Raw genomic sequence first — 25,251 nt, 5'->3', positions numbered from 1 at the left:
GCCGCCGACCAGATCTTCGCCATGCTGCCGGAGGCGCCGCGATGAGCGCCGCCGACCAGATCTTCGCCATGCTGCCGGAGGCGCCGCGATGAGCGCCGCCGACCAGATCTTCGCCATGCTGAAAGAATCCTCGCAGAGCGGCGCGCCGCTCTACCTGCAGCTGAGGAAAAGCATCGAGGAAGCGGTCAATCGCGGCCTGATCGGCCCAGGCGACGCGCTGCCGTCCGAGCGCGACATCGCCAGCAAGGCCGACATCTCGCGCGTCACCGTGCGCAAGGCGGTGCAGGACCTGGTCAAGGGCGGCATCCTCGTCCAGCGCCACGGCTCGGGCACCTTCGTCGCGCCGCGCATGGAGCGCGTCGAGCAGTCGCTGTCGAGGCTCACCTCCTTCACCGAGGACATGGCGCGCCGCGGCATGGCCGTGCGCTCGGCCTGGCTCGACCGTGGCCTCTATGCGCCCTCGCCGGACGAGATGATGGTGCTCGGCCTGTCGTCGAGCGAGCTGGTGGCGCGCGTGGCGCGCCTGCGCATCGCCAACGACACGCCGCTGGCGATCGAACGCGCCTCGATTTCGGCGAGCGTGCTCCCCGACCCCGAGGCGATCGGCTCCTCGCTCTACGCGGCGCTGGAACTGACCGGCAACCGCCCGGTGCGGGCGGTACAGCGCATCTCGGCCGCCAATCTCGGCGACTCTGACGCGCGCCTGCTCGAAGTGCCGCCCGGGGTTGCCGGCCTGCACATCGAACGTATTTCCTATCTGGCGAGCGGCAAGGTGATCGAGTTCACCCGCTCCATCTATCGAGGCGACGCCTATGACTTCGTCGCGGAACTCCGGCTGACCGGGCCGGGGGAGGAGATCCGGCCATGAGCGCAACCACCACCCATATGCGGCGCGAGATCGAGGAGATCCCGCAGGCCACCGCCCGCCTGCTGGATGGCTCGGCCAAGATGCTCGCCGAGGCCGGCCGCGGCCTTCGCGAGCGCGATCCGCATTTCGTCGTCACCGTGGCGCGCGGCTCGTCCGACCACGCCGCCACCTTCATGAAATATGCCGTCGAGCTGACCGCCGGCCTCGCGGTCGCTTCCGTTGGCCCGTCGATCGCCTCCATCTATGGCGCAAAGCTCAGGTTGCGCGGCTCCGCTTGCCTCGCCATCTCGCAGTCGGGCAAGAGCCCCGACATCGTCGCCATGGCCGAGACGGCAAGGGTCGGCGGCGCACTGACCGTCGCCATCACCAACACCGCCGACTCGCCGCTGGCGCGCGCCTCGGACTATGCCATCGACATTCTCGCCGGACCGGAACGCAGCGTCGCGGCCACCAAGACCTTCGTCAACTCCGCCGTCGCCGCCCTGGCGCTGATGGCGCACAGCACCGGCGACGAGGCACTGCTTGCCGCACTCGCGCGCCTGCCCGAACAGTTCAGCAAGGCGATCGCCTGCGACTGGATGGGGCTGGCAGCGGCGCTCGAGACGCCGCGCTCGTTGTTCATCCTCGGCCGCGGCCCGTCGTTCGCCATCGCCAGCGAGGCGGCGCTGAAGTTCAAGGAGACCTGCGCCATGCATGCCGAGGCCTACAGCGCGGCGGAGGTCATGCATGGCCCGCTGGCGCTCGTCGGGCCGGGCTTCCCGGTCCTGGCGCTCGCCGCCCGCGATGCGTCGGAGCCTTCGGTGGCCGAGGCCGCCGACAGCTTGGCGGCCAAGGGCGCGGCCGCTTTCGTGACCTCCGACAAGGCAAAGAGCGCCAAGCTGCTGGCGCATGTCGCGACCGGCCATCCGCTGACCGACCCGCTGCCGCTGATCGTGTCCTTCTACGGCTTCGTCGAGGCCTTTGCCCGCCATCGCGGCCTCGATCCGGATGCGCCGCGCAACCTGCGCAAGGTGACTGAAACCGTATGAGCGAACGTTTCGCCCTCACTGGCGCTCGTATCTTCGATGGCGCCGACTGGCATGACGATGCCGCCCTCGTCATCAGGGACGGCTTGGTCGAGGCCATTCTGCCCAGCGGCGCCATTGCGTCCGATGTGTCCCGGGTCGAGACCGGTGGTGGGCTGCTGGTTCCCGGCTTCGTCGACATCCAGGTCAATGGCGGCGGCGGCGTCATGCTCAACGATCATCCGGATGTCGACTCGATCGAAACCATCTGCCGGGCGCATGCGCCGTTCGGCACCACGGCGCTGCTGCCGACGCTGATCACCGACACGCCGGCGATCACCGCCGCCGCCGTCGCCGCCGGCGCCGAGGCCGCGCGGAAGAACGTGCCGAGCTTCCTTGGCCTGCATCTCGAAGGGCCGCATCTGTCCATCGCCCGCAAGGGCGCGCATGATCCGGCCCTCATCCGGCCGATGACGGATGCTGATCAGGCTGCGCTGATCGCCGCGCGGGGGGACATGCCGGTGCTGCTCACCACGATCGCGCCGGAATCGGTCGAGCCTGCTCGCGTCACGGCGCTGGCCAAGGCCGGCATCGTCGTCAGCCTTGGCCATTCCGATACCGGCTATGCCACGGCAACGGCTTTCGCCGAGGCCGGCGCCACCGTCGTCACGCACCTCTTCAACGCCATGAGCCAGATCGGCAACCGCGAGCCGGGACTGGCCGGAGCGGCCGTCGACACAGGCCGTTTCTACGCCGGCATCATCGCCGACGGCATCCATGTCCATCCCGGCACGATGACGCTTGCACTCAATGCCAAGAAAGGCCCGGGCAAGATTCTTTTGGTCACCGACGCCATGGCGACGATCGGCACCGACATGACCTCCTTCACGTTGAACGGCCGCACCATCTATCGCAAGGACGGCAGTCTCAGGCTTGCCGACGGCACGCTGGCCGGCGCCGACCTCGACATGATTTCCGCCGTTCGCTTCGTCCACCGCGTCGTCGGGCTCGATCTCGACGAGGCGCTCCGCATGGCCTCGCTCTATCCCGCCGAGGCGATCGGCCAGGCGCACCGGCTCGGCCGCTTCGCCAACGGCACGGCGGCTGATATCGTTGGGCTGTCGGATGACCTGGACGTCACGGGTGTGTGGATCGGCGGCAAGAAGGCGTTCGGCGTCTGAGTCTTTCCAGCCTTGCGATGGTGGAAAAGCTTTAAGGCGCCGGCGGGACAGCGCCCCCCTCTGTCCTGCCGGACATCTCCCCCACTTGGGGGGAGATTGGCAGCTTCGGCGCCCCGCTCATCCTGAGACGTTGGCGATTGGCGAAAGCCGCGGTGAAGCCTGATCTCCCCCCTTGTGGGGGAGATGTCCGGCAGGACAGAGGGGGGCGCGAAGGATCACGGCAGATTTCACCCTTGCAGCACCACGTTCCTGTCGAGCATTAGCCGGCCTGCGCCGGCACGTAGAGATCCTTATATGCCTCACGCAGAACGTTCTTCTGCACTTTGCCCATCGTGTTGCGCGGCAATTCGTCGACGAAGATCACCTGCTTCGGATGCTTGTATTTCGCCAGCCGCCCGGCAATCGCGCCGGCAATGTCGGCGACGCTGATGGCCGATCCCGGCTTGCGCACCACGACCGCCGTGACGCCCTCGCCGAAATCCGGATGGGCGACGCCGATCACTGCGCTTTCGCTGACACCTTCAAGCGCGTCGATCTCGCTTTCGATCTCCTTCGGATAGACGTTGTAGCCCCCCGAGATGATCAGGTCCTTGCCACGCCCGACGATATGGACATAGCCGTCGGCGTCGACCAGGCCGAGATCGCCGGTGATGAAGAAGCCGTCGCCGCGGAACTCGGCCTTGGTCTTCTCCGGCATCCGCCAATAGCCGGCAAAGACGTTTGGCCCCTTCACCTCGATCATGCCGATCTCGCCCTGCACCAGCGGCTTGGCGGTTTCGGGGTCGGTGATGCGTAGCGTGACACCCGGCAACGGAAATCCGACCGTGCCGGCACGCCGCTCGCCGTCATAGGGGTTGGACGTGTTCATGTTGGTCTCGGTCATGCCGTAGCGTTCGAGGATGGCGTGGCCGGTGCGCTCGCGCCAGGCATTGTGCGTCTCGGCAAGCAGCGGCGCCGAGCCGGAGACGAACAGCCGCATGTGGCGGGCCGCATCCTTGGTCAGGCCGACCTGCTGCAAAAGCCGCACATAGAAGGTCGGCACGCCCATCAACGCGGTTGCGCGTGGCAAAAGCGAAATGACATGGCCGGGGTCGAACTTCTGTTCGAACAGCATTTTGGCGCCGGCCATCAGGATGACGTTGGTGGCGACGAACAGGCCGTGCGTGTGGAAGATCGGCAGCGCGTGGATCAGCACGTCGTCGGCGCCGAAGCGCCAACGCTCGGTGAGCACGCGCGCGTTGGAGGCGAGGTTCTCGTGGCTGAGCATGGCGCCCTTGGAGCGGCCGGTCGTGCCGGAGGTGTAAAGGATGGCGGCAAGGTCGTCAGGTCCTCGCGCCACATCCGCAAAATCCTCCGGCTGCAGCGCGGCGCGATCCGCAAGCGTGCCGCGCCCATCGCGGCCAAGCGTCAACGTCCCGGCGCCCACCGATGCGGCAAGCGGTTGGATGTCGACTGCCTTTTCCGGATCGCAGACGACCAGCCGCGGTTCCGCGTCGCGGAAGAAATAGTCGAGCTCCGGCAGCGTGTAGGCGGTGTTGAGCGGCAGGAAGACGGCGCCGGCGCGCAGACAGGCGAGATAGAGCAGCAGCGCTTCCGGCGTCTTCTCCACCTGCACGGCGACTCGATCGCCGGGCTGGACGCCCGCTTGCGTCAGCGCATGCGCAAATTGCCCCGACCGCGCCACCATCTCGCCATAGGAGACCGAACGTCCGTCATCGGTCTCCATCAGCAGCCGGCCAGGCGCCGGCATGCTGGTGCGGAAAGCGTCGAACAGATGGTTGGTCATGTCTTCCTCTGGCATCGAGTGCTTGCCAGAGCGAATACCAGATTTGCCGGCTAGAGCAATTCCAGGAAAAGTGTGTAGCGGTTTTCCGCACGGAATTGCGTAAAAACAAAGATTTAGGCAGCTACATGGGCTGCTATTTGCGGCCGCGCGAGACCTTGGCCGAACCGGCTCTCGGAGTGTAGCCCTCGTTGAAGCGCGCCATGCACATCTGCGCCGTCAGCCGGTAATGGCTGAGCAAGGCTTCGACCGCGCCGTCGGCATCGCCATCCAGCGTGCGCTCGGCAATCGTGCGGTGCTCGCCGAGCTCGTCGCGTTCGTAGCCCGGACCGCGCTGCGAGATCAGCCGGTAGCGGGAAGCCTGGTCGGAAAGCTGGTCGCAAAAGCCGATCAGCCAATGCGAACGACATGCCGAGATCAGCGCGCGATGAAAGGCGCGGTGCAGCTTCTCCCATTCGGGATTGTTGGTTGCCGGGTCGTCCGGCTGGCGCCGTTCGGCGCGCGCCAGCCGGTGCAGGGCCAGCACCAGCTGTTCTTCCCACTCGGCCGTGCGGTGGGCGATGGATTCGCGCAATGCGCGTTCCTCCAGCCAGCAGCGCGTGCGGGTCAGCTCCTCCAGCTCCGCAGCGCTCACCGGCATCAGGAAGAAACCGCGCTGATCGTGGCGGCCGAGCAGGCCCTCGGCGGCAAGGCGGTTGAGCGCCTCGCGCACCGGCGAGGCGCCGGCGCCATAGCGGGAAACGACCCATTCGACGCGCAGCTTGCCCTCGGCTTCTAAAGCCCCACGCAGCAAGTCCTCGCGGAGCTGATGGTAGACCGAACTGGCCAGCGTGCTCTTGGCACCCTTGCCTTCGCCCGTATCGGCATTTCCGTATGTCAATCGAACTCCCATTGCTTGCCCCTGTTTTCCCAGGGCCCCTCGGCGAAGCAATTTCCCGTACATGTATCATACAGTCAGGCATTGCCGCCTCAAAGCGGAAGATGATTATACTCGACTTTTAGACAAGGAGGCGGTCTATTATCGAGTAAAGTAAAATCCGCCCATGATTTTTATAGCCGACAAGGTATATTGAATAACGGTTCAATAGCGCGATTGGAGTATGCAACCTCCGCTAGAAGAGCTGCGCCGCCTATTTCAATTGGCGGCCTTGTCGGCTGCTGAGCGGATTGCCTCTATATTTGCCCGATAAGCTTCGACGGTGCCGCCTTTGAAGATGGCGGCGCCGGCCACCAGCACGTCGGCGCCGGCGGCGGTTACCAGCGGCGCTGTTTCCGGCGAGACGCCGCCGTCGATCTCGATGCGGATCGGCCGCTCGCCGATCAGCGCTTTAACGCGCTTCACCTTGTCGACGATTGCCGGGATGAACGCCTGGCCTCCGAAGCCGGGATTGACGGTCATGATCAGGATGAGGTCGAGCCGGTCGAGCACATATTCGATCGCCGTTTCCGGTGTCGCCGGGTTGAGCGAGACGCCGGCCTTCTTGCCGAGGCTCTTGATGGTCTGCAGCGAGCGGTCGAGATGCGGGCCGGCCTCGGCATGCACGGTCATGCCGTCGCAGCCGGCCTCGGCGAAGGCCGCCAGATAGGGGTCGGCCGGCGCGATCATCAGATGGCAGTCGAAGAAGGTTTTTGTCCGGTTGCGGATCGCCTTCACCACCGGCGGACCGAAGGTGATGTTGGGCACGAAATGACCGTCCATCACGTCGAGATGGATCCAGTCGGCGCCGGCGGCCGCAACCGCCTCGACCTCGTCGCCGAGCTTGGAGAAATCCGACGCCAGCACCGACGGCGCGATCAGGGTCTTCTTGCTCATGAAAGGCCTCTCCGGCATCAACGTCGGCGCGCCGAGCCGCGCGCCCTCCATGCGAGTCTGCCTAGACCATCGTCCAGCCAAGGGGAAGCATGTTTTCCGCATCGGTGAGCAGGCGCACAAGAACGCAGCTTCGACGCGGAAAAGCAAAACCCGCCGGATCGCTCCGGCGGGTCCATTGTTCGCAGGTGACTGGACTACGGTTTGAAGTTTTGAATGTTCGCGCCTGCCGGGTCCTGCAGCACGCGCCGTGGCTGACGCTGCGGCACCAGTTGCTGCAGGATATTCGGATTGAGCAGCAGGTTCGGATTGATCTCCAAGCCCGGCCGTCTGCGGATCGGGAAGCAATCCGGATACCGTCCGGTCGTCCCGACCGGGCAGCGCCGCTTGATGATCGGCTGGCAAATGCCGTCGATCATCTGCGAGCCCGGTGCGCATTCGGCGTCAACTCTGCGGCAGGCGCCGTCGATCGCTTCGGTCCCGCGCGGACACACGCAGGCGCCGCGCTTGTTGAGGACCTGGCCGCGGATCGAGCACGCTTGCGGCTTCTTGACCGGCGCGCAGACCTTGCCCCTCACCTCCGTTCCCCGCGGGCAGACGCAATCGCCGTCGGCATTGCGCACCTGGCCGCGAATCCGGCACTGGCTGGGCGGCTGCTTGTCGGGCGCGCAGGCCTTGGCGACGCGGTCGAGATGCGTGCCCTTCGGGCAGACGCAGCCTTCCGTTGTCGGCACGGCGCCGCGGATCGTGCATTTCGGCGGAACGACCTGGCAGACGCCGTTCACCAGCTCGCCACGCCGGCACACGCAATTGCCGTCCTGGTCGCGGTACTGGCCGGGACGCAACGTGCACTGCGGCTCCTGCGGCTGCTCGCCCTGCACGCATTTGCCGTTTTCCAGCTCCGTGCCGCGCGGGCAGACGCAACGTCCATCGGCGGTCCGGATCTGGCCTTGCAACAGGACGCAACGCTTTGGTTCCGGAAGCGGCAGCAGCTTACCACCACCGGAGCACTCGCCGTTGCGGAAGCTGGTGCCCTCCGGGCAGGCGCAGCGGCCGGCCGGGTTGAGCACCATGCCGCCCGAGCATTGGGTCTTCACTTCGCGCTTGATGGTGAAGGGGTGGCAGGCATAGGCCTTGCCGCGGTCGCCTTGGGCATTGGCCGGGGCGCGCGACAGCACGTCGCTGCCGCCCTGCACCGGCGTGTTCGGCGAGAGCACGCCGACGCAGTTCTGCCCACTGACCGCGCCCTGCAGCTTGGCAAGGTCGGGAAGGACCACGGTGACATGGTGCGTGTGGCTTTCACCGGCGCCAAGCGTCAGCTTGGTGATGCAGGATGCCGGCAGCGTCGCCGGCTCCGGCGAACAGCCGAAGGGCGGGTCGATCGAGGTGATCGGAACGCCTTCCAGGCGGCCAACGCCATCCAGGCCGACCGCATCGCCGATGCGGACCGGGCCGGAGAAGGCGCTCGGCCCATCGTTCGTGATGGTGATCTCGAACGAGCAGGGCGCGCCCGGCTGGCATTCAGCATCGCCGGTCTTCTCGACACGGATGGTCGAGGCGCCGCCGCCCTTGGCGCAGGCCTGGCCGATCGGATAGACGATGTCGTCGCCCGGCGCCGGCCCAAAAGAGCCGCGCGCGCAGTTCTCGAACGCGCCATTGCCGCTCACCGTCACGTCGAAATGCCGGCTGGTTCCGGGCGTCATCGCGGCGCCGGGAATCTGGCACGACAGCGTGTTGGCAGGCACCGGCCCGCAGCTCCAGTCCGCGCCGTCGGGGGTCACGGTCTGGATGGCTACCGGCATGCCGCCCGATACCAGTGTGGCGGCATCGTTGACCCGCACCGGCCCGGTGGGGGCGGCGGTGCCGGCATTGCTGACGGTGATGCGGCAGGACACGAAAGCCGCGCCGGCCAACGATCCGTCGCACACCTTGGTAATGCGCAGGCCGGGCTGGCCGCCATTAGGATGGCGGATGCGCTCGGTCGCGCAGGCCTTGTTATTGGCGAGGTCGACCTCGCCGGGAATGGCCTTCACCTCGGCGCAATTCTCGACCGTATCGGGCCGGTAGTTTGCCGGCATCACCGCCTTGACGACGATCGGCGTCGAGGCGCCCGGAGGCAGCGAGATGCCGGCATTGTCGCAGCGGAACTGGCCCGGGCCGTTCGGCCCGCAGGTCCAGGGCGGGCTCGGCCCGAAGGTCGAGGCGGTCGGCGCGCCGCCCGGATAGGTGTCGATCACCGTCAGCGGCCCGTTAAAGGTGTTGGTGCCGTTGTTGATGATATCGATCACGAAAGTGCAGGCGCCGTCCGGCGTGCAGACCGGGACGCGGGCGCGCTTCTTCAGGATCAGGTCGACCTTCTTCTCGACCGGAGGCTGGCACCGCGGGTCGCGGTCGCCACGGCGGCAGATCGGGATCGAGGCGCAGCCGCGATCGTTCTGCTGGCTGCCGAACAGCGGCTTGCCGCTCGCCTGGTAGTCATAGGCGGCGCAGTTGCGCAGCACGCCGCCCTGCCAGCCGCCGGCCGGTTTGAAGCCGAGCTTGAGGTTGACGGAGGCGCCGGGGTTGAGCGTCGTCACCGGATGGGTGCACGTCATCGGCGTCGTTGCGGGCGCGCAGACCCAAGGCGGGTTCGGTCCCGAGGAAAGCACCGAGCCGGCCGGCAGCGTCACCTCGTCGAGGACGATCTTGCCGTTGTAAGGCCCGTCGCCGACATTGGTGACCGTGATGGTGAAGTTGCAGCCGCCGGCCATCGTGCAACGCGGCACCTCGGCCCACTTCTCGACCTTGAGGTCGGGCTGCTTTTCAGGCGGGCATCTCACGTCACGCGGGATGACGATGTCGATCGTCTGGCTGCAGCAAAGCCCCCAGCCTTCCTTCGGCCCGGCATAGGCGTCGATGCCGGTGACGATAAGATGAACGGCATCGCCGGGCGAGGCGCCGATGATCTTCCAGTTCAGCACGCCGCCGCCGGCAGGCACCTGTTGCGTGTCGGGGACGATGGTGATGCCGGGCGTCGTCGTCGACACCTGCACCCACTTGCCGCCCATCTCCGGGCCGACCGGCATGTGGTAGATGAAGGCGCCGTCGCCGGGCACGCAATCGACCGTGCCGCGCTCGACCTTGAAGCATTCCTTGCCGGGAGGCGGCGGCGGGTTGCACTTCGTCAGGTCGATCTTGATCGAGGTCTTCACGCCGGTGAGGAAATCACCGTCGTCGGGCTTGTCCGGATCCTGCGAGGGGATGGTCGTTGCCGGACCACCCCTGAGGGCCACCTTGATCTCGCCCTGGTTGTCGACCGTCGCCGGTGCGGCAAAGGCGGCATGGTCTATCTTGGCCGTGATCCGGAAGGTGATGACGCGTTCGTTGGCTGGACCGACGCCGTCGAGGTTGGAGGCGCTGATCCGGAAATTGGAGACGGTCGCCGTATCGTCCGGGCCGGCCGATGTATTGATCGAAGCAGCCGGCAGCGGTCCGCCGGAAGCGCTCGTGCCGTCGCCGACGACATCGACGCTGACGATCTGGAGGCCGTGCGGAAGCTGGTCCCTGAAGTCGAGCCTTGTCGCCTTCAGCAAGGCCGCCACGCTTGGCCGGTCGAAGTCCTGCGGGTCGCCGTGGATGCCGAAGCTCAGGACATATTCGACGGTATCGCAGCTTCTCTGGCCGCCTTTCTTGGTGAAGAAGGGCACAATCCGACTGAGTTCCGGATTGATGCCGCGCTGTTCAGGAGCGGATTCTGCGGCCTGGCCGGTCGCCGCCGGGGCCTTGTCTTGGGCGAGCGCCGGCAATGCCGGCATCATGGCGACCGCGATACCGGCCGCCATCAGCCAGCGCGCGCCGCGCCTGGCGTATGACAGGGGTTTCATGATCGTCTCCATGACGGTTCTGCGCGAAGCGAAGCGGGGAAGGGCGAGACTGCTCATCTGTCCCTCCTCGGCGCTTCGCAGCTGACGGCCGGCGTTCTGAGCGGCAGCGTCATCTTGCAGCAAGGGTAGTAGCCGCCCTTGTCCCGGTCGGACTTGCGGTAGAAGCAGAGCCCGACATTGACGGTCTCGCCCGGATTGTGGCCGGTGATGTCGATTGTGTAGGGCTTGCCCGGCGCATGCGACATGGGTGAGGTCACCCCAACGCCTGGCGTCTTGGACTGCGCCTTGATCGAATCGCCGCCGAAGCCGGCTGGGTCTTTGAGATAGAGATCAGCCTGAAGTCCGCGGGGCGTGCAGAAATACTGAACGTCCTCGATATCGATGCATGGAGGCAAATTGCCGGGCGGCGGGAAGTCCGGCGGATAGAACGGGGGCAGATAACCGCCCGGGATGTCCTCATAATAGCCGGCGTGACCCTCGCAGGGGCGCCAGACCCTGACGTCGCCGACATGGCCTTGGACGTCCGGGTCTTCGAAATAGCCGTCGAAGTCGACGAACCACGAGCCGAGGGGCGGCACGTTAGCCGGCTTGACCAGCGCGCTTGGCGTCAGCTGCACGCCATGCACGGCAAGCGGTCCGCCGGCGGCGAGCCGCTCGGCAAGCTCCGGATTGTCGCGCAGCTTGTCGCCGGTGTTGACGACGGTGTCGGTGCAAACGCCGGCGTCCAGATTACCCTCGGCATCGTAGCGGTATTGCAGGTCGACGCCGCCGGCCGTCTGGCGGTTGCCTTGCGGGAAACCGATCGCATATTCCTGCGGCACTTCCACCCAGACCGATTCCGTCGCCGGATCGTCCGGGTCCTCGCGCTGGTAGCGGATGACCTCGCCTTTGCCGGAATCGGCGAAGCGGCTGTAGTCGTAGCGGTTCTCGACCGGGCCACGTTGGGCGAGATACATGAAACCCTTGTTGTCGAAGGCGATATCGGTGACGGCGTAGTCCTGGTCGGCCTTGACCGTCAGCTCCCAGCGCGGATCGCCGGCAAAGCTTCCGTCGCTCGCGATGCCGATCGACCAGATCTCGGCTTTCTCGCCGACGGAATAATAGAGCCGGCCGCCACGATAGGAGACCGCCCAGACGCGGCGCTCGTCCTGCGTATAGCCCCAGGTCTTCGGATCTTCGCTGTCGAAAGCGGCGGCCTGGATGTCCATCACGGCGCCGTCATCGGCCACGGGAGCCAGGCCATGCGCAGGACGTCCGGCAACGCCATGGTCGAACATGTCGATCAGATTGCCCTCGGGGTCCATGCGGTGGATCAGACCGGTATCGAGATCGGAGGCGAAGAGCTCTCGGTGGATGGGATCGAAGGCGAGATTGCCGATGCCGGGCCCGCTGTTGGTGTCGATGTCGGCGAATTTGGATACGGCACCAGTGATGCCGTCGATCTTCCAGATCGTGCCTGGACCGCCGCCGTTTTCGGTGCCGAACTGGCCCTCCATGAACACAGCGCCGGCAGTGCCCCGGCGTTGCCGTTCCGGCCTGCCGTCATCGTCGGCGTCCGGCGTGACGATCTCGACGCCATGCAGCGAAGTCGCCGCTGCATAGAGGTTGGGAATGCCCGACGGCACGCCATCGCGCACGCCGTCGTCATAGGTGAGGCCGAACACCTCGCCGATCTGGCCCGCCGTCACCTCGAAGGGCGGCGGCGTGTAGACGAGCTGGCCGGAGGCCGGGCCGCCGAGACGCGAGACGTCGAAAATGCGCAACGAGGCCTGCGAGGTGTCGATGAAGGTTTCGTCGACAGGGTCGACGCCGGGCGGCAGACCCTGCTCTAAATCTGGAATGACAGTGCCGGGGAAGCCGGTCACCGCCATCGAGCCGGGATAAATGATCCGGGTTTCCTGGGCCTTCGCCGCGCCGCCGAGCCAGAGGCCGGTGGTCAGCGCCAGGGCGAGAATTCCGCCGGTTGCGATTGTTGCGCGGCGCAGACGGCCGGCGCGAGAAGTCACGGACGAGCCGCGGTCGCAAGACATTGAACTCCCCCCGAAGCCGTCGGAAGAACCCTCCGTATTCGCCGCGCAAATCAGGCTAAGGCGCGGCGTTCCGGCTCGTTCGTCCTTGATCGAATTGTCTATTTTCCGCTTGGTGACGATACGCCGGCTGCCTGGCAGGGTCAACGGAAGCAGCCGAAAGCCCAGCGCATCGACCTCGTCGCGGAGACGGTGGCCGCGCTGGACTCCTGTTGTTCCCGGAGACCGCGGAGCCTCAGGGTTTCTGGTCATTGGGGCTTTCCTTTCCGCCCGCACTATTGCGGTGCCTGGTCGTCAGTCGCGGGCTGACGCGGAAAGGTTCAATGCGAGGGTTACGACGACGCCGGAAATCAGCCCGCGTCGGTTGCGGGAGTCACCAGATCCACTCGCCCTTGCCAAGCACGGATACCGCCTCGACGATGCGGGTAAAGCTCGAGCGCGCCCGGCCGACAGTGTGACGGGCCCTGAGATAGCCGTGCACCAGCCCCGGTTCCTCGAACCAGTAGGCCCGGCCGCCGGCCGCGATGACGCGGTCGCGATAGGCCTCGCCGTCGGACGACAGTGGATCGCATTGCGCGGTGATCAGCACCGTCGGCGGCAGGTAGGCGAAATCGGCATCGGCAAGCGGGTACAGCGTGATGTCGCCGGTCCGGTCCACGCCACCGGTGCGGATATGCCTGTAGAACTCGATATCGCGCGCCGTCAGCATCGGCGCTTCGGCATGCGTCACATAGGAGCCCTTTGAACGGTCGCCGAAAAGGCCCGCATAGATCAGCACCTGGCCGACCGGCTTTTTCTTATGCCCGCGTGTTGCGTGGGCAACGGCGGCGCAGAGATTGCCGCCGGCGCTGTCGCCGCAAAGCACGACCGGGCAGTCGTAGGTCCTGGCAGCCCATTCGAAGGCGTCCATGACATCGTCGAAGGCGTCCGGATGCAGATGTTCCGGCGCCAGCTGGTAGTCGACCGAGGCAACGTCGTAGCCGGTGCGGGCGCAAAGCTCGGCGCAGACATCGTCGTGGCTGTCCAGCCCACCGAGAATGAAACCGCCGCCATGGACATAGAGCACCATCGCGGCCTTGTCCGGTTCCGCATTGCGGTAAACGCGGATCGGGATGCTGTTGGTCGGCGTGGCTATTGCCGTCGTTTCCGCCGTCACGCCCTGCGGATAGCCGGCGAAGAATTCCCGGCACATCCGGTCGTAGATCGCACGCTGCTGGGCAATTGTGTAGTCGATCGTATCCGGCGGATAATAGGAGTTGGTCTTCTCGATGAAGGCCCAGGTCTCGGCGTCGATGAGGGTTTTGTAGTCGGTCATGGTGCTTGGACCGATATCGAAAGTCGAGCCCAGGCACCCCCCTCTGTCCTGCCGGACATCTCCCCCTCAAGGGGGGAGATTGGATGTCGCGAAGGCTTTCGCCAATCTTCTACGTCGCAGGAAAGGCGCCGAGCCCGAAACTGCCAATCTCCCCCCTTGAGGGGGAGATGCCCGGCAGGGCAGAGGGGGGTGGCTCGCGCTGTCATCTCCGCAGAGTCACTTCCCCTTCCACACCGGATCGCGCTTTTCGGCGAACGCCCGGAACCCTTCCATATTGTCCTCCGAGCCGTAGAGGATATCGACCGTCGGCAACTGCCGGCGCGTCACCTTGTTCATCGCCTCCTGGAAGGTCAGCGCCTCGGCCACACGCGCCGTTTCCTTGATCGCGGCAAACACCAGCGGCGGGCCGCTGGCGAGCAGCCTGGCGATTTCCCAGACGCGGTCCTCGAGCTTTTCCTTGGGCAGCACCTCGTTGACCAGGCCCCAGCGATGCGCTTCCGCCACATCCATCCAGCGACCGGTGAGCAGAAGGTCCATGGCGACATGGTAGGGAATGCGCTTCGGCAGCTTGATCGTCGCGGCGTCGGCAAGCGTGCCGGCACGGATCTCGGGCAGCGCGAAGGAGGAATGGTCCGACGCGTAGATGAGGTCGCAGGAGAGCGTCAGCTCGAAGCCGCCGCCCACCGCCATGCCGTTGACGCAGGCGATCACCGGCTTGTTCAAATCGCGCAATTCCTGCAGCCCGGCGAAGCCGCCGACGCCATAGTCGCCGTCGACCGCGTCGCCGGCCGCCGCCGCTTTCAGGTCCCAGCCGGCACAGAAGAACTTGTCGCCTGCCGTCTTGACGATGGCGACGCGCAAGTTGGGATCGTCGCGGAACGCCTTGAAGGTCTCGCCCATCAGCCGCGACGTCTTCAAGTCGATGGCATTGGCCTTCGGCCGGTCGAGCGTGACTTCGAGGATCGTGCCTTCGCAGCGGGTGGTGATGACGTCAGCCATTCTTTTTCTCTCCAAGCACCAGCAGCGCATCGGCGATCCAGGCGCCCTTGCCTTCGGCGCAGACGATCAGCGGGTTGATGTCCAGCTCCTCGATCTCGCCTTCGTTCTTCTGCACGAAATCGGCGATGCCGGCGATCGCATTGATGGCTGCCGGGACGTCGGCCTTCGGCCGGCCGCGATAGCCTTCGAGCAGCGGATAGAGCTTCAGCCCGCGCAGCGCCGCCTCGATGTCGTCGCGCGTCGCCGGCAGCATCAGCGTCACGCTGTCGCGCAACAGCTCGACCAGCACGCCGCCGGTGCCGAGCGTCATCACCGCGCCGAACATCGGGTCGCGGGTGAAGCCGACGATCAGCTCGGCGACGCCGTCGCGCACCATGCGCTCGGCATAAAGCCCGGTGCCGAGCGGCAAGAGGTCATGCGCCGCGTTGCTGACGGATTCGGCGTCCTTGAGGTTCAGCCGCACCGCGCCGACTTCCGACTTGTGCGTCACGCCCAGCGCCTTGAGCGCCACCGGGAAGCCGAGCGCCATCGACGAGATCACCGCTTCGACTGCATTTGACGCACGCTCGCCAGTCGGCACCGGTAGGCCGGCCTTGATCAGCCTGTCCTTGGCCTCGGCCTCGTCGGGGGTGATGTGGCTGCCGTCGGTCACACCGGCGGCCGTGGTATCGACCGGCTGCGCCTGCGGCTCGCGCCAGGCCCAGCCGATGAAGGCGGCAGCCTGCGCGGCGTCCATGGCTTCGGAGATGCCGAACAAGGGCACCATGCCGCGCGCCATCAGGCCGGCCGTGTATTCCTCCGGCAGGTTCTCCGGCAGCGACGACACGATCGCGCCTTGCGCCCTGTTGGTCTTCAGCGCCGCCTCGAAGGCGCGCAGCGTCGCCCACCAATCGGTGTCCGAGCAGCGGTCGGGGCGCGGGAAGTCGAGCACCAGCATGTTGAGGTCGAAGCCGCCCGACACCATGGCGGTGAAGGTGGCCGTCATCGCCGGCTCGTTGTTCCAGATGAAGGTATGGTAGTCGAGCGGATTGGCGACCGCGACCAGCGGCCCGAGCGTCGATTTGACATGGGCGCGGTGCTCGGCGCTCAGCGTCGGGAAATGCACCCAGCGCCCTTCGGCGCTGTCGGCCATCACGGAGGCCTCGCCGCCCGAGCAGCTCATCGACGACAGCCGATTGCCGGGCAACGCGCCGGTGACGTGCAGCAGCTTCAGCGCCTCGATGAAGGCGGGAATGGAATCGACGCGCGCGATGCCCAGACGCTTCAGGAACGCGCCAGAGGCGGCATCTGAGCCGGCGAGCGAGGCGGTATGCGAGACAGTCGCCTGCCGCGCCTGTTCCGAGCGTCCGACCTTCATGGCGATGATCGGCTTCTTCAGCTCGCGCGCTCTCGCTGCCAGCCGCTCGAAGCCGGCTACCGAGTCGAACGCCTCAATGTGCAGGCCGAGCGAAGTGACGCGCTCGTCCTCGATCAGGCCGAGCGCCATTTCCGAAAGGCCGGTCTGCGCCTGGTTGCCGGCCGTCATCAGGAAGGCGATCGGCAGGCCGCGCTTCTGCATCGTCATGTTGATGGCGATGTTGGACGATTGGGTGATGATGGCGACACCCTTGCCGCCGTCCGGCAGCCTGATGCCGCCATGCTGGTCGGGCCACAAAAGCGCGCCGTCGGCATAGTTGATCAGGCCATAGCAGTTCGGGCCGATGATCGGCATCTGGCCGGCTGCGGTGACCAGCTCGGCCTGCAGTCGCTCGCCGTCCTCGTCATAGGCCTCGGTCTCGAGGAAGCCGGCGGCAAAGCAGACGGCCCCGCCGGCGCCACGCTCGGCCAGCGCCTTGACGACTTCGATGGTGAGATGCCGGTTGACGCCGACAAAGGCGGCGTCCGGCGCCCCGGGCAGGTCGGCGACGGACCGATAGGCCTTGCGGCCGGCGACCTCGTCCTTCGTCGGATGCACCGGCCAGATTTCGCCGGCAAAGCCCATCTTGATCGATTGCGCGACGACGGCGGCGGCCTGCGCCCCGCCGAACACGGTGATCGATTTCGGGCGCAGGAGACGTTCGAGTTTATGCATGGTCATCTTTTCGTTTGAGCGCGATCTTTTCCCCAAACCGGATCCCGGTTTGGGGCGGATCATGCTCTAAGCCCCGAACGGACGCAGCAACGCCCGCGAAATAATATGTCGCTGAATCTCCGAAGTGCCTTCCCAGATGCGCTCGACGCGCGCGTCGCGCCAGATGCGCTCCAGCGGCAGGTCGTCCATTAGCCCCATGCCGCCATGGATCTGGATGGCTTCATCGGCAACGAAGGCGAGCATCTCGGTGGCCTTCAGCTTGGCCATCGCCATGTCCTGGTCGGTGACGGTGCCCTGATCGTACTTCCAGCCGGCTTCGAACACCATCAGGTCGGCGGCCTTCAGTTCCGTCGCCATGTCGGCAAGCTTGAACGACACGCCCTGGAACTTGCCGATCTGCTGGCCGAATTGCTGGCGCTGCGCGGCATATTCGATGGCGTGCGAAAGCGCGCGCTCGGCGCGGCCGAGGCAGGTGGCGCCGACCTGCAGGCGCGTGGCGCCGAGCCAGGAGTTCGCGACCTCGAAGCCCTTGTGCACTTCGCCCAGGATTTGGCTCGCCGGCAGCCGGCAGTCGTCGAATTCGAGGATCGAGTTGGTGTAGCCGCGATGCGAGACGTTGCGGTAGCCGTCGCGCACCGAGAACCCCTTGGTTCCCTTGTCGACGAAGAAGGCGGTGATCTTCTTGCGCTTGCCGCGCGGCGAATCCTCTTCGCCGGAGGCCATGAAACAAATCGCGAAATCGGCAAGGTCGGCGTGGGAGATAAAGTGCTTGGTGCCGTTGAGCACCCAGTCCGAGCCGTCCTGCACGGCGGTCGCCTTCATGCCGCGCAGGTCCGAGCCCGCGCCGGGCTCGGTCATTGCCAGGCAGTCCCATTTCTCGCCGCGGATGCAGGGGAAGAGATATTTCTCGCGCTGCTCCGGCGTGCCGGCGAGCAGGATGTTGGACGGACGCGCCACGCAGGTCCAGTGCAGCGCGTAGTTGGCGCGGCCAAGCTCCTTCTCGTAGAGCAGCCAGCTCACCGTATCGAGGCCCGCGCCGCCGACCTCGGCCGGCATGTTGGCGGCGTAAAGCCCGGCCGCGATTGCCTTCGCCTTCAATTCGTCGATCAGCTCGCGGCGCAGCACGCCTGTCCGCTCCACCTCGCGCTCATGCGGATAAAGCTCGTTCTCGACGAAGGCCCGCGTCGTCTCGACGATGAGTTTTTGCTCTTCCGAAAGACCGAAATGCATCGCCTCAGCCCTTTTTCTTGCTCTTCTTCGCCTTGTCGGCCTTTGCCGGCTTCGCTGCCTTCTTCGCCGGCTTGGCGGCTTTTGCCTTGTCGGCTGCCTTGGCGGCCGGCTTCACCGCCAGCTTGGCGAGCTGTTTTGTATAGTCCTTATGCAGCGCGCCGGCGCCCCAGCCCTTGCCCTTGTTCTGCTTCGACAGCGCTTCCATGATGGCGACCAGATTGTCGTCGCGGATCTTTTCCAGCTCGCGGATCGACAGGCCATTCGCCTGCTCGTCCGACTGCGTGGCGATCAGGTCGACTAACTCGTCGTTGAATTCCGGCACGTCCATCAGCTTGGTCCACGGCCACTTCAGGCAGGGCCCGAACTGCGCCATGAAGTGGCGCATGCCGGCCTCGCCGCCGGCAACACGGTAGACCTGGAACATGCCCATCTGCGCCCAGCGCAGGCCGAAGGAATAGCGCATGATGTCGTCGAGTTCCTCGACGGTGCAGATGCCGTCCTTGACCAGCCACAGCGCCTCGCGCCAGGCCGCCTCCAAGAGGCGGTCGCCGACGAAGGCCTCGATCTCCTTGCGCACCACAACCGGCTTCATGCCGATCGAGGCGTAAAGCTCCTTGGCGACCTCGATCGCCTCCGGAAAAGTCTGCTGGCCGCCGACGATCTCGACCAGCGGCAAAAGATAGACGGGATTGAACGGATGGCCGACCACCAGCCGCTCCGGATGCTTCTTCATCGCCACCTGCATGTCGGTCGGCTTGATGCCGGAGGTCGAGGAGCCGACGATGGCGTTGGCCGGCGCATGCTGATCGATCTCGGCCAGCACCTTGTGCTTGAGGTCGAGCCGTTCCGGCACGCTTTCCTGGATGAAGTCGGCATCGGCCACCGCTTCGGCGATGGTCTTGGCGAAAGTGAGCTTGCCTTCCTTCGGCAGGCCGCCGGGCAGCATCTGCTTATAGGCGCGCCGCGCGCCTTTCATCACCTCGCCCACTTTGCGCGACGCCTCCGGATCGGGATCGAAGATCGACACGTCGATGCCGTTCAAGAGCAGCCGCGCCACCCAGCCGGCGCCGATGACGCCGCCGCCGATGGCGGCCGCCTTGTTGATGATGCTCATGCGGAAGCTCCGGTTCGTTTGCTGGCTGTTTCGGGATCGGTGAGGGCCACGCGCTCGCCGGCGCGGATCACCGCCGGGTCGTAGGCCTTGCGCGCGAAGACTTCGAGCACGAAGGGCCGGAAGAACTCGATCGGCAGCGTGTCGTAGTCGGGGTCGAAGCTCGACTGGTCCCAGCGCTCGCAGAACTGGTCGCAATCGTCGAAATAGGGATGCCCGGCGAAACGGTCGCGGGCATGCCGGTTGCCGCCCAGATGATGCGCGTAATAGAGGCGCTGGAAGTCGCCGTGCTTTTCCACCACCCAGGTGCATTGCTCGCGCACGAAAGGTTTCAGGATCGTCGCGGCATATTCGTCATGATTGTAGGGCGCGTAGATGTCGCCGATGTCGTGCAGCAGCGCCGAGACCAACCAGTCGGTATCGGCGCCGTCGCGCCAGGCGCGGGTCGCGGCCTGCAGCGAATGGCCGAGCCGGGTGATCTTGTAGCCGGACAGGCCCTCGTCGAGCTGCACAAGGGCATCGAGCAGCCGCTCGCCGGTCTTGGCGGCATAGTCGATCTCGTGGGCGGTCAGGAACTCGTAGTCTTGCCTGTCGCCGTCCTTCATCGCGGTGAATTTGACGGTGGCCATGGTCAGCTCCCGTTTTATGCCGCGATCGGCGCTCGCTTTGTGAGGTTGAGCTTCTTGCGCACTTCCTCCGGCCCGAGGATCCTGGCGCCGAGATTGGTGACGATGTTCGCGGCACGCTCGACGAGCTGCGCGTTGGTCGCCAGCACGCCCTTGTCGAGCCAGAGATTGTCTTCCAGGCCGACGCGGACGTTGCCGCCGGCAAGCACGGCGGCCGCGACATAGGCCATCTGGTTGCGGCCGATCGAGAAGGCAGACCAGTTCCAGGTCGACGGCACGTTGTTGACCATCGCCATGAAGGTGTTGAGGTCGTCCGGCGCGCCCCACGGCACGCCCATGCAGAGCTGCACCAGCGCATCCGCGTTGAGGACCTTCTCCTCGACCAGTTGCTTGGCGAACCACAGATGCCCGGTGTCGAAAGCCTCGATCTCGGGCTTGACGCCCAGCGCCGTCATCATGCCGCCCATGGCGCGCAGCATGCCGGGCGTGTTGGTCATGACGTAATCGGCCTCGGCAAAGTTCATCGTGCCGCAGTCCAGTGTGCAGATTTCCGGCAGGCACTGGCGCACATGTTCCATGCGGTTGGTGGCGCCGCCCATGTCGGTGCCCTTTTCGTTGAGCGGCAGCGGCGCTTCCGGCGAGCCGAACACCATGTCGCCGCCCATGCCGGCGGTGAGGTTCAGCACCACATCGACATTCGCCTCGCGGATGCGCTCGGTCACTTCGCGGTAGAGATGCACGTCGCGGCGTGGCTTGCCGGTCTCGGGGTCGCGCACATGGCAATGGACGATCGCGGCGCCCGCCTTGGCGGCCTCGATCGCCGAATCGGCAATCTGCTTGGGCGAGCGCGGCACATTCGGGCTGCGGTCCTGCGTGCCGCCGGAGCCGGTCACGGCACAGGTAATGAAAACCTCACGGTTCATCGCGAGTGGCATGGTCTTTCCTCCCAAATAGATCAGATCCCAAGAATGACTCACTTGCCGGAAACTGTTTTGCGTTTTACGAAGCTGTCATGATTAAAAGCGAAAAGCCGACGATCTTTCGGTCCGAGCGCGAAACGCTCAAGGTGACGTTCCTGGTGTTCTCGGGCTCGTCCATCATGTGCGTCGCCTCGGCGGTTGACCCGCTGCGCGCGGCGAACCGGATCTCCGGCGAGACCTTGTTCGATTTCAAGCTGGTCTCGGTCACCGGCGAGGCGCCGGTCACCACCTGTGGCCTGCCGGTTGCGGTCAGCGGCCGCTTCGATGCGACCGAGCCGACCGACATGCTGGTCGTCGTCGCCGGCTTCGGCACGCAGAACTATGCGACGTCGGCACTGCTTGCCGGCCTGCGCCGTGCGGCGCGCGCGGCCCGCGCGTGCGGCGGCGTCGAGGCCGGCACCTGGCTGGTGGCGCGCGCCGGCCTGCTCGAAGGCCGCAGCGCCACCACCCATTGGGAGGACATGGAGGATTTTTCCGCCGCCTTCCCGGGCGTCGACGTGCGGCCGGACCGCTATGTCATCGACGGACCGGTCTTCACCTCCGGCGGCGCCTCGCCGACCTTCGACCTGATGCTGCATCTCATCCGCACAAGGCTCGGCATGGCGGCGGCGCTCGATGTGGCGAGCGTTTTCATCTACGACCAGGCGCGCGCCGCGACCGACGCGCAGCCGCTGGTCTCGCTCGGCCGGCTCGACGGCTACGATCCGCGGCTGGCGCAAGCGATCCGGCTGATGGAAGCGCATGTCGACGAGCCGCTGACCATCGATGCGGTGGCCAAGCGCGCGGGCGTGACGGCGCGAACGCTGGAAAGCATTTTTCGCAAGTCGATCGGCGAGACCCCCGGCGCCTACTACCTCCGGCTCCGCCTCAGCGCCGCCCGGCGCCTGGTGGTCGACACCCGCATCGCCATGGCCGACATTGCCGGGCGCACCGGCTTTTCCTCCGCAGCCGCATTTTCCAGGGCGTTTTCAAAAGCTTTCGGCGAAGCGCCGGTTAGGCTGCGGCGCGGCTGATTATCCAGTCTGTCGCAGCGGAGATGTCGTCAACCAGCGCCGTGGGCGCCGGATCGAAGCGTGTTTCGTCATTCGGGCGATATTTGCCCGTGCGCACGAGCAACGCCGCGCCAAGCCCGGCGCTGAGCGCGCCGGCGACATCGCTTTCCGCATCGTCGCCGACCATCACCGCATCGGCCAGCGGACAGTTCAGACCGGAAAGCGCCGAGAGGAAGAAATCCGGCGACGGTTTGCCGAGCACGACAGGGCTCCGCCCACTGGCGAATTCGAGCGCCGCGACGAAGGCGCCAGTGTCGAGGCTGAGCAGGCCGTCGGCATCCTTGAAGGTGCGGTTGATGGCAAGCGCGACGAAATCGGCGCCGGCAACCAGCTCGCGGAACGCGCGGTTGAGGCTGGCATGGTCGAAGGCCTCGCCGGCATCGCCGACGACGACGGCGCGCCCGCTGCCGCCCTCCAGTCCGGAAAACTCGACCTCCAAATCGGGATGGACGAGCAGATGCGGCTGGCGGTCATGCCTGCGCAGCCATTCGACCGCCGCGCGCGCCGGCGTCAGCAATTCTTCGTCGGCAACCTCAATGCCCATGGCGGCAAGCTGCGCGATGATTGCCCCGCGTGGTGAGCGTGTCGTGTTGCTGACGAAACGGAGCGGCAGGCCCGCGTTGCGCAGGCGCTCGATGGCTGCGGCAGCGCCTGTTATCGGGGTGTCGCCGTCGTAGACGACACCCAGAAGATCGAGCAACACCGCGCGTATCATCGGTTAAGGATGGAGAAACAGTCTCCGTTCGTCAAACCAACGAAGAATCAGGCCTGGAAACAGGCATGGAAGAATCAGGCGGCGTCGCGGCCTTCGCGAACAATGCGCGAGCGCATGCTCTTGGCCAGCGCCGTTTCCAACCGCGCAGCGACCGCGCGATCCCATTCATTCGTCTCGCGGCCGCCGTCTTTCGAATGCGGCAGCGCCATCAGCCGATCGATGATCGAACCAGCCTCGCCGGGCGAGAGCAGGGCGTCGATTTCGCGTTCGTGCTGCATACGTTTCGCCTCCTTCTTTCCTTCCCGCCACATAGCCACACTATACGAAGTCCGTGACGGCTGTTTGAAGGCAAGAGCGAGGCGATTGAGGGGCAGGGCGGGGCAAAACCTTGTCGCCAGATTCTGCCCCACCGGAAATGCGATTCCAGGCTTGGTCGCCTCCTTCGAGGCGCGTCTGCGCCGCTTAAACGTAACGGTTGACGATGTTTTCGAGCAGCTCCTGCCGGCCGGAGCGCGGCTGCGGCTCGATCTTCTTCTTCACCACGCGCTCGGCGATCTCTTCCAGCGTGCGCTTGCCGGAAAGCATTGCCTTGCCCTCGGCCGTGTTCCAGCCGGCATAACGCTCGGCGAGCGGGCCTGACAGCGCCTTGTCTTCGATCATCTTCGCTGCTGCCTTGAGGCCGCGCGCGCAAGAATCCATACCGCCGATATGGCCGATCAGCAGATCCTCCGGGTCGAGCGACTGGCGCCGCAGCTTGGCGTCGAAATTGGTGCCGCCGGTCTTGAAGCCGCCGCCCTGCAGGATCTGATAATAGGCCAAAGCCATTTCGGGCACATTGTTGGGGAACTGGTCGGTGTCCCAGCCGGACTGGTAGTCGTTGCGGTTCATGTCGATTGAGCCGAAGACACCGAGCGCATTGGCCAAGGCCAGTTCGTGCTCGAAGGAATGGCCGGCGAGGATCGCGTGGCCCTGCTCGATGTTGAGCTTGACCTCTTTTTCCAGCCCGAAGCGCTTGAGGAAGCCGTAGACGGTGGCGACATCGTAATCGTACTGGTGCTTGGTCGGCTCCTGCGGCTTCGGCTCGATCAGGATCGTGCCCTTGAAGCCTATTTTGTGCTTGTAGTCGACGACGAGGTTGAGGAAGCGGCCGGCCTGCTCCTGTTCGCGCGCGAGATCGGTGTTGAGCAGCGTCTCATAGCCTTCGCGTCCGCCCCACAGCACGTAGTTCTCGCCCTTCAGCCGCTTGGTGACATCGATGCAGCTCTTCACCGTCGCCGCCGCATAGGCGAAGACGTCCGGATCGGGATTGGTCGCAGCACCCGACATGAAGCGGCGATGCGAGAACATATTCGCCGTGCCCCAGAGCAGCTTGACGCCGGTCTGTTTCATTTTGCCGGAAAAATAATCGGCGATCTCGTCGAGGCGCGCCGCACTCTCCGAAAAATCCTTGCCCTCGGGGCGGACATCGGCGTCGTGGAAGCAGAAATAGGGCGCGCCGAGCAGCGAGAACATCTCGAAGGCGACATCGGCCTTGAGCTTGGCCAGTTCCATCGTGTCGACGCCGCCGGCCTTGGCGAACCAGGGGCGGTCGAAGGTCTGGCCGCCGAACGGATCGCCGCCCTGCCAGGCGAAGGAATGCCAATAGGCGACGGCGAAGCGCAGATGGTCTTCCAGCCGCTTGCCGGCCACCACTTCGTCCGGGTTGTAGAACCGGTAGGCCAGCGGATTGGTCGAATCCGGCCCCTCATACTTGATCTTCTTGATGTCGCCGAAAAAGCCGCTGCTCATGGTTTCCTTCCTCTCCGAATGCTTCCGCCCGATTACCTCAGGCGTAATTGGTTTCGCTCTTTCCTGGGGCGAAAAGGGTCATGTCGAAACGATCCAACGAAGGATGAAGACAATGACCGACCTCAACACGATCGCCCAAAACTACATCACCGCCTGGAACGAGAGCGATGCGGCGCGCCGCAAGGCCTTGCTCGAGGCAGCCTTCACCAGCGACGTCAGCTATCGCGACCCGGTCATGCAAGGCGACGGCCATGCGGGCATCGCCGTGCTCATCGACGGCGTCCAGCAACGCTTCGCCGGCTTCCGCTTCTCGCTGAAGGGCGAGCCCGACGGTTTTGCCGACCGCATCCGCTTTTCGTGGAATCTGGGGCCGGAAGGCAGCGAGTCCGTCATCGAAGGCACCGACATCGGCGTCATCGAGAACGGCCGCCTGAAGAGCGTCACCGGCTTCCTCGACAAGGTGCCGGCGCAGTGAGGTATTACTGGCAAGCTGGACGCCAGGCACCCCCCTCTGGCCTGCCGGCTCCAGCCCTTCGCTGTCGCTCCGGGCGTTCGTCGTTCGGAAAGCCAAGCAGTTGGCTTTCCGTCCGCTGCGCGGACCTCTCCTCACCCCCCTCAAGGGGCAGGGTAATCGCATATGGCGCTCCCCCACTCCGTCTCGGCTTCGCCGAGCCACCTCTCCCCCACGTTCGTGGGGGAGAGGAAACGCCAACCGCGAAGGGTCGCGGCCTTGAGAAGCTTGGGTTCCTCTCCCCCATGAACATGGGGGAGAGGTGGCCGCGCAGCGGCCAGAGTGGGGGGCTGGCGCCGCCATATGCGATTGCCCTG

Annotated in this window: 20 protein-coding genes; 5 read left to right on the top strand and 15 right to left on the bottom strand. The window is 65.6% G+C overall.

Features of this window, described 5'->3' with window-relative positions:
* Positions 1-88 precede the first annotated feature (88 nt).
* Genes AC4FWB_RS32530 through nagA form a run of 3 tightly spaced genes read left to right on the top strand, consistent with a single transcriptional unit; the run spans position 89 to position 3,053 of the window.
* On the top strand, positions 89-868 hold the full coding sequence (locus AC4FWB_RS32530) for a GntR family transcriptional regulator (RefSeq protein ID WP_491030330.1): 780 nt from the start codon (positions 89-91) through the stop codon (positions 866-868).
* Positions 865-1,896, top strand: coding sequence for an SIS domain-containing protein (locus tag AC4FWB_RS32525; RefSeq protein ID WP_491030329.1), 1,032 nt, complete (start codon positions 865-867; stop codon positions 1,894-1,896). Before AC4FWB_RS32530 ends, AC4FWB_RS32525 begins: the two co-directional genes overlap by 4 nt.
* Positions 1,893-3,053, top strand: a complete 1,161-nt coding sequence (gene nagA, locus AC4FWB_RS32520) for an N-acetylglucosamine-6-phosphate deacetylase (protein ID WP_491030328.1) — start codon at positions 1,893-1,895, stop codon at positions 3,051-3,053. The genes AC4FWB_RS32525 and nagA overlap by 4 nt, the downstream gene beginning before the upstream one ends.
* Before the next feature lie 259 nt (positions 3,054-3,312).
* Here nagA and AC4FWB_RS32515 read toward each other — a convergent pair whose 3' ends face one another.
* The 12 genes from AC4FWB_RS32515 to bcoG all read right to left on the bottom strand — a co-directional run bounded on the left by AC4FWB_RS32515 (position 3,313) and on the right by bcoG (position 20,823).
* Complete coding sequence (locus tag AC4FWB_RS32515) at positions 3,313-4,839, bottom strand: malonate--CoA ligase (protein ID WP_491030327.1); 1,527 nt, start codon at positions 4,837-4,839, stop codon at positions 3,313-3,315.
* Positions 4,840-4,972: 133 nt separating this feature from the next.
* The gene (locus AC4FWB_RS32510; protein ID WP_491030326.1) at positions 4,973-5,716 is read right to left on the bottom strand and encodes a GntR family transcriptional regulator; all 744 of its coding nucleotides are present in this window, start codon (positions 5,714-5,716) and stop codon (positions 4,973-4,975) included.
* Positions 5,717-5,971: 255 nt separating this feature from the next.
* On the bottom strand, positions 5,972-6,649 hold the full coding sequence (gene rpe / locus AC4FWB_RS32505; protein ID WP_491030325.1) for a ribulose-phosphate 3-epimerase: 678 nt from the start codon (positions 6,647-6,649) through the stop codon (positions 5,972-5,974).
* Between the two features lie 194 nt (positions 6,650-6,843).
* Positions 6,844-10,566, bottom strand: coding sequence for a DUF7929 domain-containing protein (locus tag AC4FWB_RS32500; protein ID WP_491030324.1), 3,723 nt, complete (start codon positions 10,564-10,566; stop codon positions 6,844-6,846).
* Positions 10,563-12,539, bottom strand: a complete 1,977-nt coding sequence (locus AC4FWB_RS32495) for a hypothetical protein (protein ID WP_491030323.1) — start codon at positions 12,537-12,539, stop codon at positions 10,563-10,565. Before AC4FWB_RS32495 ends, AC4FWB_RS32500 begins: the two co-directional genes overlap by 4 nt.
* A gap of 370 nt (positions 12,540-12,909) precedes the next feature.
* Positions 12,910-13,851 carry an alpha/beta hydrolase gene (locus AC4FWB_RS32490; RefSeq protein ID WP_491030322.1) on the bottom strand — a complete coding sequence of 314 codons (942 nt, stop codon included), beginning with the start codon at positions 13,849-13,851 and terminating at the stop codon, positions 12,910-12,912.
* A gap of 216 nt (positions 13,852-14,067) precedes the next feature.
* Positions 14,068-14,850 carry a carnitinyl-CoA dehydratase gene (locus tag AC4FWB_RS32485; protein ID WP_491030321.1) on the bottom strand — a complete coding sequence of 261 codons (783 nt, stop codon included), beginning with the start codon at positions 14,848-14,850 and terminating at the stop codon, positions 14,068-14,070.
* The gene (locus tag AC4FWB_RS32480) at positions 14,843-16,921 is read right to left on the bottom strand and encodes an acetate--CoA ligase family protein (protein WP_491030320.1); all 2,079 of its coding nucleotides are present in this window, start codon (positions 16,919-16,921) and stop codon (positions 14,843-14,845) included. Before AC4FWB_RS32480 ends, AC4FWB_RS32485 begins: the two co-directional genes overlap by 8 nt.
* A 66-nt stretch (positions 16,922-16,987) precedes the next feature.
* Complete coding sequence (locus tag AC4FWB_RS32475; RefSeq protein WP_491030319.1) at positions 16,988-18,151, bottom strand: acyl-CoA dehydrogenase family protein; 1,164 nt, start codon at positions 18,149-18,151, stop codon at positions 16,988-16,990.
* A gap of 4 nt (positions 18,152-18,155) precedes the next feature.
* Positions 18,156-19,265: a carnitine 3-dehydrogenase gene (locus AC4FWB_RS32470; protein WP_491030318.1), complete on the bottom strand. Its 1,110-nt coding sequence runs from the start codon at positions 19,263-19,265 to the stop codon at positions 18,156-18,158.
* The gene (locus AC4FWB_RS32465; RefSeq protein ID WP_491030317.1) at positions 19,262-19,891 is read right to left on the bottom strand and encodes an HD domain-containing protein; all 630 of its coding nucleotides are present in this window, start codon (positions 19,889-19,891) and stop codon (positions 19,262-19,264) included. Before AC4FWB_RS32465 ends, AC4FWB_RS32470 begins: the two co-directional genes overlap by 4 nt.
* A gap of 14 nt (positions 19,892-19,905) precedes the next feature.
* On the bottom strand, positions 19,906-20,823 hold the full coding sequence (gene bcoG, locus AC4FWB_RS32460) for a 3-dehydrocarnitine:acetyl-CoA trimethylamine transferase BcoG (RefSeq protein WP_491030316.1): 918 nt from the start codon (positions 20,821-20,823) through the stop codon (positions 19,906-19,908).
* Between the two features lie 77 nt (positions 20,824-20,900).
* Between bcoG and AC4FWB_RS32455 the strand changes: the two genes are divergently transcribed.
* A complete protein-coding gene (locus tag AC4FWB_RS32455; RefSeq protein WP_491030315.1) occupies positions 20,901-21,881 on the top strand; it encodes a GlxA family transcriptional regulator in 981 nt (326 codons plus the stop codon).
* Here AC4FWB_RS32455 and AC4FWB_RS32450 read toward each other — a convergent pair.
* The 3 genes from AC4FWB_RS32450 to xylA form a co-directional block, all read right to left on the bottom strand.
* Positions 21,862-22,623 (bottom strand): TIGR01458 family HAD-type hydrolase, encoded by a 762-nt coding sequence (locus tag AC4FWB_RS32450; protein ID WP_491030314.1) that lies wholly within the window; start codon positions 22,621-22,623, stop codon positions 21,862-21,864. The two genes, AC4FWB_RS32455 and AC4FWB_RS32450, sit on opposite strands and share 20 nt — an antisense overlap.
* An 86-nt stretch (positions 22,624-22,709) precedes the next feature.
* Positions 22,710-22,913, bottom strand: a complete 204-nt coding sequence (locus AC4FWB_RS32445) for a hypothetical protein (RefSeq protein WP_491030313.1) — start codon at positions 22,911-22,913, stop codon at positions 22,710-22,712.
* Positions 22,914-23,097: 184 nt separating this feature from the next.
* Complete coding sequence (gene xylA, locus AC4FWB_RS32440) at positions 23,098-24,423, bottom strand: xylose isomerase (protein WP_491030312.1); 1,326 nt, start codon at positions 24,421-24,423, stop codon at positions 23,098-23,100.
* A gap of 112 nt (positions 24,424-24,535) precedes the next feature.
* Here xylA and AC4FWB_RS32435 point away from each other — a divergent pair, with 112 nt between their 5' ends.
* Complete coding sequence (locus AC4FWB_RS32435; protein WP_491030311.1) at positions 24,536-24,898, top strand: nuclear transport factor 2 family protein; 363 nt, start codon at positions 24,536-24,538, stop codon at positions 24,896-24,898.
* Positions 24,899-25,251 lie beyond the last annotated feature (353 nt).

It is taken from the genome of Mesorhizobium sp. LEGMi-168a, from assembly GCF_058312955.1.
This window is presented reverse-complemented; position numbering and strand designations above follow the sequence as displayed.

Coding starts and splice junctions, on each gene's coding strand:
- AC4FWB_RS32530 (WP_491030330.1), top strand. CDS start 89: ATGAGCGCCGCCGACCAGATCTTCGCCATGCTGAAAGAATCCTCGCAG.
- AC4FWB_RS32525 (WP_491030329.1), top strand. CDS start 865: ATGAGCGCAACCACCACCCATATGCGGCGCGAGATCGAGGAGATCCCG.
- nagA (WP_491030328.1), top strand. CDS start 1,893: ATGAGCGAACGTTTCGCCCTCACTGGCGCTCGTATCTTCGATGGCGCC.
- AC4FWB_RS32515 (WP_491030327.1), bottom strand. CDS start 4,839: ATGACCAACCATCTGTTCGACGCTTTCCGCACCAGCATGCCGGCGCCT.
- rpe (WP_491030325.1), bottom strand. CDS start 6,649: ATGAGCAAGAAGACCCTGATCGCGCCGTCGGTGCTGGCGTCGGATTTC.
- AC4FWB_RS32500 (WP_491030324.1), bottom strand. CDS start 10,566: ATGAGCAGTCTCGCCCTTCCCCGCTTCGCTTCGCGCAGAACCGTCATG.
- AC4FWB_RS32495 (WP_491030323.1), bottom strand. CDS start 12,539: ATGTCTTGCGACCGCGGCTCGTCCGTGACTTCTCGCGCCGGCCGTCTG.
- AC4FWB_RS32490 (WP_491030322.1), bottom strand. CDS start 13,851: ATGACCGACTACAAAACCCTCATCGACGCCGAGACCTGGGCCTTCATC.
- AC4FWB_RS32485 (WP_491030321.1), bottom strand. CDS start 14,850: ATGGCTGACGTCATCACCACCCGCTGCGAAGGCACGATCCTCGAAGTC.
- AC4FWB_RS32480 (WP_491030320.1), bottom strand. CDS start 16,921: ATGCATAAACTCGAACGTCTCCTGCGCCCGAAATCGATCACCGTGTTC.
- AC4FWB_RS32475 (WP_491030319.1), bottom strand. CDS start 18,151: ATGCATTTCGGTCTTTCGGAAGAGCAAAAACTCATCGTCGAGACGACG.
- AC4FWB_RS32470 (WP_491030318.1), bottom strand. CDS start 19,265: ATGAGCATCATCAACAAGGCGGCCGCCATCGGCGGCGGCGTCATCGGC.
- AC4FWB_RS32465 (WP_491030317.1), bottom strand. CDS start 19,891: ATGGCCACCGTCAAATTCACCGCGATGAAGGACGGCGACAGGCAAGAC.
- bcoG (WP_491030316.1), bottom strand. CDS start 20,823: ATGCCACTCGCGATGAACCGTGAGGTTTTCATTACCTGTGCCGTGACC.
- AC4FWB_RS32455 (WP_491030315.1), top strand. CDS start 20,901: ATGATTAAAAGCGAAAAGCCGACGATCTTTCGGTCCGAGCGCGAAACG.
- AC4FWB_RS32445 (WP_491030313.1), bottom strand. CDS start 22,913: ATGCAGCACGAACGCGAAATCGACGCCCTGCTCTCGCCCGGCGAGGCT.
- xylA (WP_491030312.1), bottom strand. CDS start 24,423: ATGAGCAGCGGCTTTTTCGGCGACATCAAGAAGATCAAGTATGAGGGG.
- AC4FWB_RS32435 (WP_491030311.1), top strand. CDS start 24,536: ATGACCGACCTCAACACGATCGCCCAAAACTACATCACCGCCTGGAAC.